The sequence below is a fragment of the Acinetobacter sp. H1(2024) genome (genome assembly GCF_046557555.1).
GTDB classification, from domain to species: domain Bacteria; phylum Pseudomonadota; class Gammaproteobacteria; order Pseudomonadales; family Moraxellaceae; genus Acinetobacter; species Acinetobacter seifertii.
Window position 1 is genome coordinate 865335 of the sequence record NZ_JBKGFO010000001.1, and the last position, 13823, is coordinate 879157.

The 13823-nt window shown below is 36.1% G+C and carries 11 protein-coding genes; 7 read left to right on the forward strand and 4 right to left on the reverse strand.

What is annotated here, in order from left to right:
• Positions 1–92: 92 nt before the first annotated feature.
• Positions 93–797, reverse strand: a complete 705-nt coding sequence (locus tag ACLCEG_RS04125) for an SDR family oxidoreductase (protein ID WP_410566084.1) — start codon at positions 795–797, stop codon at positions 93–95.
• Between the two features lie 315 nt (positions 798–1112).
• Between ACLCEG_RS04125 and ACLCEG_RS04130 the strand changes: the two genes are divergently transcribed.
• The 4 genes from ACLCEG_RS04130 (at position 1113) to ACLCEG_RS04145 (ending at position 5620) form a co-directional block, all read left to right on the forward strand.
• Entirely contained in the window at positions 1113–1931 is an 819-nt protein-coding gene (locus ACLCEG_RS04130) for an isocitrate lyase/phosphoenolpyruvate mutase family protein (RefSeq protein WP_410566087.1), read from the forward strand.
• Positions 1932–1980: 49 nt separating this feature from the next.
• Complete coding sequence (locus tag ACLCEG_RS04135; protein WP_410566090.1) at positions 1981–2565, forward strand: GNAT family N-acetyltransferase; 585 nt, start codon at positions 1981–1983, stop codon at positions 2563–2565.
• A 157-nt stretch (positions 2566–2722) separates the two neighbouring features.
• Positions 2723–4894 carry a TonB-dependent siderophore receptor gene (locus ACLCEG_RS04140; RefSeq protein ID WP_410566094.1) on the forward strand — a complete coding sequence of 724 codons (2172 nt, stop codon included), beginning with the start codon at positions 2723–2725 and terminating at the stop codon, positions 4892–4894.
• A 48-nt stretch (positions 4895–4942) separates the two neighbouring features.
• Entirely contained in the window at positions 4943–5620 is a 678-nt protein-coding gene (locus ACLCEG_RS04145) for a hypothetical protein (RefSeq protein ID WP_410566097.1), read from the forward strand.
• 53 nt (positions 5621–5673) lie between these two features.
• Here ACLCEG_RS04145 and ACLCEG_RS04150 read toward each other — a convergent pair whose 3' ends face one another.
• Positions 5674–6144, reverse strand: a complete 471-nt coding sequence (locus ACLCEG_RS04150) for a spore coat U domain-containing protein (RefSeq protein WP_004702585.1) — start codon at positions 6142–6144, stop codon at positions 5674–5676.
• 834 nt (positions 6145–6978) lie between these two features.
• Between ACLCEG_RS04150 and ACLCEG_RS04155 the strand changes: the two genes are divergently transcribed.
• Positions 6979–7416 (forward strand): DUF2147 domain-containing protein, encoded by a 438-nt coding sequence (locus ACLCEG_RS04155; RefSeq protein ID WP_025465118.1) that lies wholly within the window; start codon positions 6979–6981, stop codon positions 7414–7416.
• A 95-nt stretch (positions 7417–7511) separates the two neighbouring features.
• Here ACLCEG_RS04155 and ACLCEG_RS04160 read toward each other — a convergent pair whose 3' ends face one another.
• Both ACLCEG_RS04160 and ACLCEG_RS04165 read right to left on the reverse strand, forming a co-directional pair.
• Complete coding sequence (locus ACLCEG_RS04160) at positions 7512–8816, reverse strand: MFS transporter (RefSeq protein ID WP_410566100.1); 1305 nt, start codon at positions 8814–8816, stop codon at positions 7512–7514.
• Between the two features lie 264 nt (positions 8817–9080).
• Positions 9081–9635 (reverse strand): TetR/AcrR family transcriptional regulator, encoded by a 555-nt coding sequence (locus ACLCEG_RS04165; RefSeq protein WP_410566103.1) that lies wholly within the window; start codon positions 9633–9635, stop codon positions 9081–9083.
• A gap of 1102 nt (positions 9636–10737) precedes the next feature.
• Here ACLCEG_RS04165 and ACLCEG_RS04170 point away from each other — a divergent pair.
• Entirely contained in the window at positions 10738–12135 is a 1398-nt protein-coding gene (locus ACLCEG_RS04170; protein ID WP_410566106.1) for a TolC family protein, read from the forward strand.
• A complete protein-coding gene (locus ACLCEG_RS04175; RefSeq protein ID WP_410566109.1) occupies positions 12125–13819 on the forward strand; it encodes an efflux RND transporter periplasmic adaptor subunit in 1695 nt (564 codons plus the stop codon). The genes ACLCEG_RS04170 and ACLCEG_RS04175 overlap by 11 nt, the downstream gene beginning before the upstream one ends.
• Positions 13820–13823 lie beyond the last annotated feature (4 nt).

Consider the following 13823-nt stretch of genomic DNA (forward strand, 5'->3'; position numbering starts at 1 on the left):
GGATTTGGTTTTCCTATGAATATATTCATCTTTTCTTAAAAACTAGACGAGATGAAGTTTAAATTTTAGTATTTAAGCACTTTTACAATTATCTATAAGCTTCCACCACCATCAACATTGAGAACTTGGCCGGTAATAAAACCTGCATGATCTGACAATAAAAAAGCGACTGCATGTGCAACATCTTGTGGTGTGCCAATCCGTCCTAAAGGAATGCTTTCTAATATCGCTTTTTCAGCTTCACTTCCAACAGGTCGGGTTTTTCTAAAAAGTTCCGTTTCAATCGGCCCTGGTGCTATACAGTTTACCGTTATTCCAAACTCAGCTAACTCGAGTGCCCAAGTTTTAGTACACCCGACCAATGCGCTTTTTGCTGCCGAGTATGCTGTCCGTTGTTTTGCTCCGTAAATTGCTCTGCTGCCAATATTAATAATTCGTCCAAAGCGCTGTGCTTTTAGTTGCGCAACAAAATGCTGAGTCACTTGTATAGCCGCTCTTACATTTAAGTTCCAAACCTCCTCCAAGGCAAGAAAGGAAATCTGGCCTAAAGGTTGAGGCAAGCTAATTCCTGAGTTATTTACAATTCCATGTATGACATGAGATTTAGCAATTAATGCTATGGTTTCTTCAGTTTGTTCTATATTGGATAAATCACAACTAAAAAGCTGTCCGGGAAAGTCTATATGGTCGATATTTCTGGCAATGCCAATGACATGATGTCCCTGCAAGGACAGTTCTTCGCTAATTGCTTTTCCAATACCTTTTGTAGCGCCTGTCACTAAATAAGTGTTTTTCATAGCGGATCCTTATTAAACATAAAAATAGTTTCTGATTTGTTCTCCCCTGTTAACTACAAAAATAATAAAACACTCACTATGATTTTTTATGACGATAAACAGATTTATATAAATTCAAGAAAACTATAATCAATATCCCCAAAATGGACATGACTTTATTTTGATTTTCTTATTTGAAATGAAGAAGTGGTTGTATTTGTATACATTAAAAAGTTGTTATAGTCATTCGACTTGAGTTGGTCTTTCAATCTCTTAGTTTAAAGGCAAAATTGAGTGACTAAGTTTAAGTAAATACATTAAAAAGAGTAAGAAATAATGAAAAATTCAGTCGATGAGAAAAGAAAAATTTTCCGCGATCTCCATAAAGACGGATGCTTTATTTTACCCAACCCTTGGGATGCAGGCAGTGCAAAAATACTCGAACAACTGGGCTATAAAGCACTGGCAACAACAAGCTCAGGTTATGCATGGTCTTGCGGAAAGGCTGATGGTCAACTCGACCGAGATGAAACCTTGGCACATCTACGTTATATGGTTCAGTCCACTAACCTACCTATCAATGCTGACTTTGAAAGTGGCTTTTCAGATACAACTCAAGGCGTCATTGAAAATGTTCTAATGGCAATTGATACAGATATAGCGGGTATTTCTATTGAAGATTCAACGGGAAATAGTGAAAAGCCGCTTCGTGGTATTCCTGACGCAGTTGAAAGAATACGAGCGGCTCGCGTAGCGATCGACCAAAGCGGAACTAACGTCATGCTTATTGGTCGTGCTGAAAACTTCTTTGTGGGTGTACCCGATTTAGAAGATACCATTAACAGGTTAAAAGCATATTCAGAAGCTGGTGCTGACTGCCTATATGCGCCTGGTATTAAAACTCGTGAACAAATCATCGCTGTGGTGAATGCCGTTTCACCAAAACCTGTAAACGTTTTAATTGGTTGGGATAGTGATTTAACGGCAGCAGAACTTGCAGCCTTGGGTGTAAGACGTATTAGTCTTGGTGGAGCATTAGCTCGTTCAGCTTGGGATGGTTTTATTAAAACAGCAAGTGCGATTGCCGAGTCAGGCAATTTCCATTCGCTCAATACTTCTGTTTCAAGTGGCGATCTTAATAGTCGATTTAAATAAGATTTGGATAAACGGCTTTATTTAGTACTTTTTAGCTAGGACCTCTGTTATGCCTTTAAACATAACTCTTTCAAGCCATCGTATACGACTACGCATATTAACTATTGAAGATTCAAGAGACTTAGTTACCGCTGCTTCAGATGGAGAACTATGGAACCTCCCTTTCACTGTAGTCCCTTCAGCAGAAACCGTAGATGACTATATTCAGCATGCACTAGAAGGTTACCAAGCGGGTACGGTACTTCCTTTTGTAGTCGAAGATATTGCTACAGGAAAAATCATTGGGTCTACCAGATTTTGGAAAATAGATAGAAAAAATTTAAAGTTAGAAATTGGAAGTACTTGGTACTCAAAATCGTGGCAACGAACATACGCAAATACAGAAGCAAAATATTTGCTGCTTCAATATGCCTTTGAAGAGCTAAATTGCGTTAGAGTTCAGTTCACAACAGATGTACTGAATGAAAAATCACAGAATGCGATTTTAAGACTAGGCGCCCAAAAAGAAGGTGTTGTTAGAAATGAGCGAATTATGCCTAATGGTAGAAAAAGGAATTCTGTCAGGTTTAGTATCATCGATGAAGAATGGCAGAGCATAAAAGACAATCTAATTAAAAAGTTAAATTATTATTAATTTTTCCTACGGCTTTATTGCCTGCAAACCATTGCAAATGAGTCTCATTTATATATACTTTACTCACTTTTTTGAGTCTAGTCAGCACTCTTGTTTGTTCGCTTGAATAGTCGCTCTTTTTAGCCTTTCACGATTTTTATATCACTTAGGTATACTTATGTTTGCTTTCTCCCCGCGTAAAAATTTAATTACTGTTGAAATTTTAAAACATAGTAGCCCCTTACTTTTATCCCTCATCCCAATGATGTCTTGGGCAGAAACAACCGCGATTCAACCAGCACAACTAGAAACGATTAAGGTTCAGGCTGAAGCAGACTCAAGTTATATCGCAACACAAACGGCGTCGACGCTTAGAGGCAAACAAAAAAATTTAGAAAGCCCGCAAACTGTAAACGTTGTATCGAAGCAATACATGAAAGATTATTTGCCTGCAAACTTGGACAATGCATTGACCCAAGTCAGCGGCATTACGCAGGGCAATACTTTAGGTGGTACGCAAGATACCGTAATGAAACGCGGCTTTGGTGATAACCGTGACGGTTCAATTACTGTAAATGGCATGCCAATTGTGCAAGGCCGAACCATGAATGCGGCAGTTGAACAAGTTGAAGTTTTAAAAGGCCCATCTTCATTACTCTATGGCATTATGGACCCAGGTGGTGTGGTCAATGTCATTACAAAAAAACCTGAGACTACCCAGAAAACTGAACTTTCCGTATACGGCTCAAGCTTTGCTGCGGGTAAAAATGGTCTAGGTGCAAGCATAGATACCACAGGTGCAATTAGCGACAGTAACTTTGCTTATCGCTTTATTGCAGATCATTCCGACGCTGACTATTGGCGTAATTTTGGTAATCTCAAACAGACTTTAATTGCTCCGTCTGTCGCATGGGATAATGGTCAAACTAAAGTGAACCTGAGTTATCAATATCGTCACTTTGATGTACCTTTTGACCGCTCTACCGTTTTTGACCCGAAAACCAATAAAGCCCTACCGATCTCTAAATATCAACGTCTAGATGAAGCATTTAACCAAATGAAAGGTGAAGATCATTTGGCGCAATTGTTGGTAGATCACCAAATTAATGATAACTGGTCGGCTCACTTTGGTTATACCTACAACTACGAAACTTATGATGCTAACCAATTACGTGTAACCAAGTTAGATACAACTAAACACACCGTGACACGCCGTACCGATGCGACTTTAAATGCCCAAAGCGTAGATAGTAATGCTCAAGCATATATTAATGGTTCAACCAATTTGTTTGGTTTAAAGCATGATATTCAATTCGGTTCAGACATCGAATACCGTAAGTATTTCCGTCCAGATATGGTTCGTGGCAATACCTCAACTTTAGATTATTTAAATCCAAGTTTTGGAACTGTTGAGCCATCTCAAAATGTTGTGGCATCAGATAGTGACCAAACCGATAAACTGCATACCTACGGTTTTTATGTACAAGATGCAATTCACTTAAATGAAAAATGGATTGCTGTGCTTGGTGGTCGTTACCTGAACTATCAACAAACTGCTGGGCGTGGCAGACCGTTTAAAGAAAATACCAACACTAACGATGATGCTTGGCTACCACATGCAGGTTTAGTTTATAAATGGAATGACCAGCTTTCATTTTATGGTAGCTATACCGAGTCACTTAAGCCTTCTTCTTCAATTGCACCTTTGGGTGGCGATGCTGTTATTAACTCTGATGTTCAACCTGAACAAGCCAAGTCTTATGAAGTTGGCGCGAAATATGAGTTAAATGACCGTATCAAAGCTAACTTTGCACTCTACGATATTAAAAAGCGTAATGTTTTAGCTAAAGTGACTAACTCATCAACTGGTGAAGTTGAACTACATACTACGGGTGCCGTACGTTCTAAAGGTGCTGAACTTGACCTTACTGGCCGTATAACTGATCAACTTGATGCGACCCTAACCTATGCCTATACAGATGCGAAAGTAACTGAAGATGAAAGCGGCCTTGAAGGCAATCGCTTAAATAATGTAGCGAAAAATACTGCTTCTTTAGCATTAGCCTATAACTATGGTGAACTTTACAACGGTAATTTACGTTTTGGCGTAAGCGGTAATTATGTGGGTAAACGTGCTGGCGATTCGGAAAATACCTTTGACCTACCTGATTATACCCTTGCCAATGCCTTTGTAAGTTATGACACGACTATTGCCAAACAAGCAGTCACGTTCCAATTTAATTTAAATAATATCTTTGACAAAACCTACTACACAGCCAGTGTAAATAATTTGGCCGTGTCTCAAGGTGACTCTCGCCAAGCAGTATTACGTGCAACCTTTAAATTTTAAAACATGGGATCAGAGCAGTGCCTAAATCACTGCTCTTTTGAGAACATTATGAAAAAGCTTCTTTCCGTTGTCTTGTTGATTGGTACATTGTTTAGCTCAGCAGTTTATGCTCAAACACGAATAGCCCTCATCTCTCAAGTTAAAGGTGCATCGGCTGGTACAGATATTGCCATTCAAAAATACTTGCAAAGCAAGGGCTATCAAGTTGAGGTATTAGATCAATCTGTTTCACCCAATAGTTTAAAGAACACAGATTTAGTCATTATTTCATCTACAGTTGCTTCTAAAAACCTTCAATCTGGTTGGCGTCAACTGCCCCTTCCACTCATGACTTGGGAAAACGATTATCTAGATGACTTGGCTATGACAGGTAAACGTATAAATACAGATTTTGGCGAAGTCGAGAAAGAACGTTATTTGTGGTTGGTCAATGCCCCACACCCATTGTCTGCACAGCTTCCCGCCGGAACCCGCAATGTGTATAAAGCTCAAGCGCCTATGAGTTGGGGTAAGCCGGGTTTAGGTGCCACCATTATCGCAACGATTTATGGACAACCTGAGAAAGTCGCAATTTGGGGATATGAAAAAGGTGCAACCATGGATTATGAATCTTTAGCGCCAGCAAAACGGCTCATGTTCTTTCTTAACAATGACACGTTTACCAATCTATCTGACGATGGCTTAAAACTGTTTGATGCCTCAATTCAATGGCTCACTAACAAATAAAATCATTTATACAGCTCTCAAGGTCTTATTGATTACACCTTGCAGAGCTGCGATTAGTAGACAACATTCACACGAACCCAGTCTTCATACTTTGTAGCCTGCACATTGGTACTCGACTGAATGACTCCATAAATAGGAATATTTTCTTTCATTCCTGTTGCGATTCCTGAGTGCATTTTACTTGCTACATTTCCCCAAATTTGAGTATGCCCTGCATCTTGATACAGTATATATGCGACAGAGGCAGGACTTGTAGCAGATTTAAGCTCAAAATTATTGTCGGAAGTTACGGCCAATTGATACGGTGTATTATGGTTACATTGGACAGTTACATCGGTTCTAGCGGCAGCGACTGGCTGCGCACGTACAACAGAACCGAAATCTAAATTTCCTTGTGTTGAGACTTCGCAACTTTCTACAATAGTTAAGCTAACCTTTAATGAAGTAGATGCGCTTGCAGCCTCTGCACTATTTATTAAGAGTATTCCCATAAGAGAAAATAAGGCATGTTTAATGAGTTTCATTTCTTCTCCTTATCTTTATGTTCTAATGTCTTTTCAAATTTATAATGTCATTTTTCTGTTTTACTAAAGAAACAGTTTTTTCAGGTTCGTTTTATTTATAAAGCTTAATATTGCATACTGTCAATCGATAATAATCACATGATTTTCATATTATTCTTATAATTTGTGATGGGTTAAACGTAATTTATTTAGTTTAAAAAGTAGTTGATGTTTTTTATTTGTATTAATTACATTTCTTCACTTATTTAAGAATTACTCAATTAATCTTCCGAGAAATTAAAGTTTTATGATTATATTTTTAGATAAAATATTTGTATTCAAGTTATTAAAATTTCGCTCCACAAACTCATATAAAATTTTTAACAATTAGAGGGTTTTACAAATACTTTTAAAGCAATCTGTACAAGACAATAAAAAACAATCAGTTATTCCTTATTGTTTAAAGATTTTAGCTGATTTATCAATAAGTTTAGAAACTTGATCTGTGTGAGAAATTAGGGATAAATGATTCGAATTGACTTCTATTGCACTTGAGTGAGTTTGTTTTGAAATTAACCCCTATGTTCGAGGCTTCAGTGCATTATCGTTAGTCGTGATCAAATACTATGTTGGTTTTACACGCCATGCGACTTCAGAAATTTTGAGGCTGAGTAATTCTGTACATTCTCGCAATTGCATAAAAAAGGTGATCAAAATAATATAAAGCCCAATAAAATATAACTTTACATATTGTTTAGTTTATAGATTCAATACTAAGAAAACTGTGAAGTTAAATTTAAAATGAATAATTCTAGTGAATAAAATCATCCACCTTTAACTCGAGAAATCATGGATATGAAAAAATATTTATTATTACTTTTACTTAGCTTCTATTCGATACATTCATTTGCTTCGGACAAACTACATGGCAGTGTTTGGAAAACCATTGATGATGAAACAAATCAGCCTAGAGCACTGGTAAAATTTAGTGAAGATAAAAATGGGCTTCTTACTGCAAACATTGAAAAAATCCTTGTTCCAAGCGAAGCCAACAAATGTACGATGTGTGAAGGCACTTATAAAAACAAATCTTTAGTTGGTCTAACCATTGTCAAAAATTTAAAAAGCGTAGGTAAAAATAAATATGACAAAGGATCTATTCTCGACCCTCAGTCAGACAAAACTTATCGCTTTAGCGTAACTGTATCTCCAGACGGCGAAAAACTTACCGCGCGTGGCTATATTGGTATTTCTGCAATTGGCCGAAATCAAACGTGGTATCGAGTTAAATAACTCTTGAACTAGCTTGTGACCTACTCTCTTTAGCCACTCACCGATCATAATTACGGTCTATATGTGCACTATATAAATGATGTATGAAGACATTGTTATGATCGGTATTTAGCCTGAACACTCAGCATGATAATGACAAATAGCGAAGGTATTGCAGCAATCACAAATAAATGGGTAATGACCAAAAATTGAGAGAGATACCCACCAAATAGCGGGCCAATAACCGACCCTAAACGAGCAATTCCAATACTCCAACCTACTCCTGTAGTACGAAGTGAAACTGGATAATAGCTTGCAGACAGTGCATTAATAGCAGGCTGCCCACCAACAATTGCGAAGCCAGCTATAAAAATAATTATAAATAGTAAAGCAATATGGCTAACAGCATAGCCAATTAGAGCAACACTCATCACGGCAACGATAAAAACAGGAATGAGTACTTTATAGAATCCTGTCTTATCAATTTTAAGTCCCATCACAACACTACCAATCGTCCCGCCTAACTGTAAAGTGGAACCAATCATTAATGCCTGATTTAATGAAAGACCTGACTCTTTGGCTAAGGTGGGTAGCCAATTCGCCAGAAAATAGAGACTGATCATATTTAAAATACTGATGATCCAGATAGAATAGGTAAAAAATGCGCGCTGATTTTTAAACAATTCAAGCGGCGACTTTTTAACCTCGACTTCAGTGTTATTAATGATTTTTATTTGTGAATTGAATGTTAATGCAGGATAAAATTTCTTTAACCAAAATAAAATTTTAGGCGTGTTTTTGTTATCTTCACTCAGAAAATATAAAGATTCTGGCATCTTAAAGTATGTAATAAAGAAAATAATTAAAGGGATAATACCGCCAAAATAAAAAATCGACTGCCAACCGCCCCAAGGAACGAGTAAGGCGGATATACCGCCCCCCAACATTGCGCCGACTGTATAGCCACAAGAAATGACCATCATGGTAAAAATACGAGATTTGTGTGGAACAATTTCGGAGCTATAAGCCATCACATTTGGCATGATGCCGCCTAAAAAAATTCCTGTAACAAAGCGGATTACGGTCAATTGCTCAATATTGCCGACATGTGGTGTTAACAGCATTAGTACCGAGAACATAAAGGTCGAAATCAGTAGTATCGGACGGCGACCAAAACGATCAGAAAGTGAACTTAATAAAAATGATCCGACAAACAAACCAAATAAGCTTGCACTAAATACCACCCCTAACATGGTTTTTTGAACACCCCAGTCTTCTATAATCATTGGGGCTGCGTAAGCCATAGACTGAATGTCATAGCCATCCATAATCATGAGTAACAAACAGGTGATCAGAATAAATTTTTGATAACGTCCAACTTTTTGCTGATTGATCAAATCACTTAATGCAACTTCTTTCATGGTATTCCCTTCTCCATGACATGCTTTAAATTAATCCATTTTAATTACGTTATTCGTAATTTATTTACGATTGGCGTAATTAAAAATAGCAATATTACTCCCATAAAGTCAAAAAAATATTTTTTTGTAATATAAACAATATATTAAGTGAAATTGTAATTTTCTCCAATTCATCACGTCAGCTTATTGCAAGCGGCCTTTGGTCTGCTTATCTGGCAAAAATCAAGCAGACCATACATGCTATTACTTACATTATTTTAAAATTCAGACAGATGTTTTAAAAAACTGCTCCATCACAGCATCTCTTTCTTCCAAACTATTTGAGCTTAAAACTTGTAGCAGCAAACCATCTATTAGGTTTACCACCATGTGAGCATCGAATTTTGGCTCGCGAATTTCTTCATTAAAAATCAAATCAAAAATTTCATGGAGCAGCCACTTTCGATATTCAACTGCCATGCGATATGCCTGCGGGTAAAGCAGTTTTATTTCAAAAATAGCTTTAAGTAAAAAGTTATACAGACTGTTTAAATTGGCATGGAAAACCACTATTTCTTTGAGTTTATCGATTGGTGTTCGGTAATGGTTTGAATAAATAATAGAGAGCACTTTTTCTTTGAGCAGGCTCTTTTGAAAGGCAATACACATTTCGATTAAGCGTTCTTTAGAGTGGAAATAGTTGTAAAGCGTACCTTTTGCAATTTGGGTTTCTTTAACAATCAGGTCCACACCTACATGATGAAACCCATGTATCGTAATGAGTTGTATGGTGGTTTGAACGACATGTAGTTTTTTGGAAGAGGTTTCTAAATTTCGCATAGTTTTACCGTTATAAAATTCTTGTTGTTTCTAAATGAAAAAAACTGTGCCCTTTTGGGAGAAAAAAAGGCACAGCAAAGCCTTAAGACAGTGCATGGCACATCTCAAGTTTTTTGTTGCTAAGTTTTAAGTAAAAATGACTTAAAGCCTGAAAACCTTATAGAGTTCAAGCTGCTGTAAATTTTTAAGCTGTGTCGTTATAGCTTTTGGCAAAGGCTGCCAAGAAATAATGGATGTGCAAAGCCAACTCCTTTTTTATTGGGAGTTCTGCCGACATTAAAATTATGGTGGCAGAACGAGAAAGGGTTAGCAGACTGGTGAAAGATATAACCAGCACACCCGAAGGTGTCCCTCTCCCGTCCTACCGCTACGGGAGGAGACTAGGAGTTTACACATAAGAGTATTCCTCAGACGGAATAACTCTGATGCGATCTTTCATCACGGTCTGCTAAAACCGACTGGCAATGTGGCCAGCAGGCAAAGAATAGTGCCCAAGTTTATTGGCGTCAAGCACACAAAATGACATTTGTTTTAAATTAGATCATTAAAAAAGTAAGGCTAAACAATGAGTAGGTTATTGTTAAATTGGGTTTATAAAGCAGGCATTCTATCTCCATTACAACCTCTACTCTACAAATAGTACTTTGAAATAAAGTGCAAAACCTTTCTTGCTCATGCAACCAATTTACTTAAAAAAGTTTTATAGGCAATATAATTTAAGGTTTTGGTTTAAAAATTAGGTCTCACAATTTTTCTATCAATAGATTTCTAATTTCTTGTTAAATCTAGTTTGTTATCTTTTGATCTATTTCAGACTAAAAATTATGTGATTTCTATTATTTAAAAATCAAAATTTATTAACTTAAATTAAAAATCTTAAATTTAAAAATGTTAACCAATCAACATTTCCAAGATAAAAATAGGACTTATCCTTTCATTTTAAATTCAATTTTAATATAAGAACAATAACTCATTTTATTAAAACTTAAATAGATTTTTAATTACTCATTTTTCCTTTTTAATTTAATTATTTCAACACTAAGATAATTCAAATAATTTTAATAAAACAATTTCCAATTCCTCTACCAAGTTTATTATTTTTATGAGAAAATTACAAAAACATACAATTTTTTACATGATGAACAAATTCACCACTTTATTTTTACAAAACACATTTGCTGGGGCACTCTCTCTTTTAGCAATAAACTCTGCTCAAGCAGATGATTTATATACATTATTTAATAAAGCAAAATTATATTCCCCGCATTTACCATTGGCCTATACTCAAAGTGAAATTGCTAAACAAAAAACAAACCAAGCACTTGCCAGTAAAGATCCAAAAATCAATTTTACAGCTCAAGAGAAAAAGGGATTTAATAAACAACCAGCCCACGAAGAAACCGATTATCGTTCAAGAAATTATGCGGTTCAGTTTTCTATTCCCGTTTATAACAAATCTCAAGATGAAGCAATTAAAACAAATAAAATTGGAGAGAAAATTGCTTTAGAGCAACTACAAGCAAACTACAATGAACTCTTACAAAATATTGTGGAGCAGTATTTTAAAATTTTAAATCTCAACTCTAAGCTTAACCTTATTCAACAACAGCAAATTTTAGTTCTTGAACAAAAGAAAATGGCAACTGCAAATTTTAATCAGGGAATGGTATCTATTACTGATTTAAGAGAAGCAGAAGCAAAGCTATCTACCCTGCAAAGTCAAGAAAATAGTATGCGTTTTGAAATAGCGAAAGAAAAAAGTATATTAGCCGAGTTTATAGGAACTGATACCATCAGTTTTGTTGAAAATAAAACATCTTTAGAAAAACTCCCTCCTCTCTCATATACCGATCAGGCACACTACAATCAGTTACTACTAGAAAAGAATAATCAAATTAAGTTATCAGAACTCAATCTAGATGTAGCTAAAGGTGAGATTAAACAATCTGAAGCAGAAAGATATCCTGTTTTAAATTTTTCTGCGAAATTAACTAGAAATCTGGACTCACAAGATTCTGCGTTTACTAGTAAACAAAATGGCCTAGATTACTTATATGGCTTTGAATTAAATATTCCAATGTATAACACTGAAACGTCTTATAAAATTAAGGAGAAAAGAGCAAGTTTAGAAAAAAGTAGATATGAACTACAACTCTCAACTCAAAAACAAAAAGCACAGATGCTCGATGCCTTTTACAGCACTTTATCTGCAATTAATAAAGCAAACGGCATGAAAGATGCCGAAGATTCATCTCAAAAAGCATGGATTGCCAATAAGCGTGCCTATGAAGTAGGAATGCGAGTAAATGCTGAGGTCTTGGAAGCACAAGCAAAATATTTTGAAAACAAACAAGAACGTTTAAGTGCTTGGTATGAGGCTTGGCAAAACTATATCAAACTGAAAATTACGACAGGTATTTTAACTGAACAGCAAATCATTGATATAGACCATATTTTTTATTCAACCTCTTCCCAATTAAGTTCTCGTTATGACAGATAATAATTTACAAAATTTACCAGATACTATTCAGCACTGGTTACTTAACCTTAAACGTCTGAATATTAATGTATTGGCTGTTTGTTATGAAAATTTAACAGATTTTGGTAGTCATGCTTTTGAAGACTCTCAAATTAATGAGTTATGGAATGTAATCAAACAACAGTTAACACTAGATAAACCTGTTGCTATTCAAAAAAGTGAACAAGGTTATCTTATTGGCTATTTACTGATAAATTCTAGCTCATCCTCGTATCTTGGGTTATCCATCACACCACCTATTCATGAAACGACGCTGGAACTTATACGAACCAGCATGGGGTGGTTATTTTACGAGCAACAAAGTCAAAAGCTTCAACATGCGATTCAAGCAGAACAACTTCTTGAAATTTTTGCACATGTCATTAATCAAACACAGTTCCAAATTGCGGCACAAGAATGGGTCAATCAAACCACGACTCAAATTCGTAAACAGTTTGCGCAATATCAGGATATTCAATTAAATTATTTCTTAGTTAAAGATGCTCATAAAGTGAAATGGGTTGTCTCCTCTGAACTGTCATGGACAGAAAAAGGAGCAGCAGAAATGCAAAAACTCAATGAAATCGCATTACAAGCATTATTTTTACAGCATGACCTCAAAGAATATCAGTGGTTCGCCTATCCTATTTTTCATCATGGAAAAATTCAGGCTATTTTAGTGGCGAAAGACCGTGATTTTGAACAATGTGAAGTACATAATGCGTTAAGCTTATACTTAAAAAGCAATATCGATTTAATTCATCCGCTTTTACAACATTGGTATCAATCCGAACAAAGCCTTCTTCAACATAGCTTCAAGTCTGGAAAAAATATATTAAAAAAATACAGCACTGAAGGTCACTATGCTTGGAAAATTATTACAGGCCTTATTGTTGTATTTTTACTGTGTATTACTTTAATTCCGGTTGATAAGTTAGTCACTGCTAACCTAAATGTTGAAGGGAAAACTCGCTGGATTATTTCTGCACCAACTCAAGGTTTTATACAAACAGTCTTTGTCCGCCCTGGAGATAAAGTTAAGAAAGATCAAGCCTTAATCCAACTCGATAATACTGATCTAAAAATACAAATTGCTGAACAACAAAGTTTACTTGATCAGGCACAACATCAGTTCCGTGTGGCTATGGCAGATCAGAATCTGACAGATAGTGGTTTAGCTGCCAATCAGATTAGGCAACAAGAGGCAAAAATCCAGACCATTCAAAGAAAGATTAATCAAACTAAAGTAACTGCACCAATTACTGGAACCGTTATTGACGGCGACTGGGTTCAACAAATTGGAACACCTGTTGAAGATGGTAAAGAATTATTCCAGATCGCATCACAAGATGCCTATAAAGTCATTTTGCATGTTGCTGACAAAGACATTCACTTCATTCAAAAAAACCAGAACGGCGTTTTAAAGCTAACAGGTTTACCAGATCAAACTTTTCCAATTCGTATTACCCGTATTACTCCGGTTGCTTCAGTTCAAAACAATATAAATGGCTTTAAAGTTGAAGCTGCATGGATAGGTTCTCCGCCTGCCCTAACCCCCGGTATGCAAGGTGTTGGGAAAATTACAGTGGGTAAAACCAATCTACTCTTTCGCTGGTCACGAGATTTCATTAACTGGATGAAATTAAAGATCTGGTCAAATTGGTAAAGTC

Coding starts and splice junctions, on each gene's coding strand:
- ACLCEG_RS04125 (WP_410566084.1), bottom strand. CDS start 797: ATGAAAAACACTTATTTAGTGACAGGCGCTACAAAAGGTATTGGAAAA.
- ACLCEG_RS04130 (WP_410566087.1), top strand. CDS start 1,113: ATGAAAAATTCAGTCGATGAGAAAAGAAAAATTTTCCGCGATCTCCAT.
- ACLCEG_RS04135 (WP_410566090.1), top strand. CDS start 1,981: ATGCCTTTAAACATAACTCTTTCAAGCCATCGTATACGACTACGCATA.
- ACLCEG_RS04140 (WP_410566094.1), top strand. CDS start 2,723: ATGTTTGCTTTCTCCCCGCGTAAAAATTTAATTACTGTTGAAATTTTA.
- ACLCEG_RS04145 (WP_410566097.1), top strand. CDS start 4,943: ATGAAAAAGCTTCTTTCCGTTGTCTTGTTGATTGGTACATTGTTTAGC.
- ACLCEG_RS04150 (WP_004702585.1), bottom strand. CDS start 6,144: ATGAAACTCATTAAACATGCCTTATTTTCTCTTATGGGAATACTCTTA.
- ACLCEG_RS04155 (WP_025465118.1), top strand. CDS start 6,979: ATGAAAAAATATTTATTATTACTTTTACTTAGCTTCTATTCGATACAT.
- ACLCEG_RS04160 (WP_410566100.1), bottom strand. CDS start 8,816: ATGAAAGAAGTTGCATTAAGTGATTTGATCAATCAGCAAAAAGTTGGA.
- ACLCEG_RS04165 (WP_410566103.1), bottom strand. CDS start 9,635: ATGCGAAATTTAGAAACCTCTTCCAAAAAACTACATGTCGTTCAAACC.
- ACLCEG_RS04170 (WP_410566106.1), top strand. CDS start 10,738: ATGAGAAAATTACAAAAACATACAATTTTTTACATGATGAACAAATTC.
- ACLCEG_RS04175 (WP_410566109.1), top strand. CDS start 12,125: ATGACAGATAATAATTTACAAAATTTACCAGATACTATTCAGCACTGG.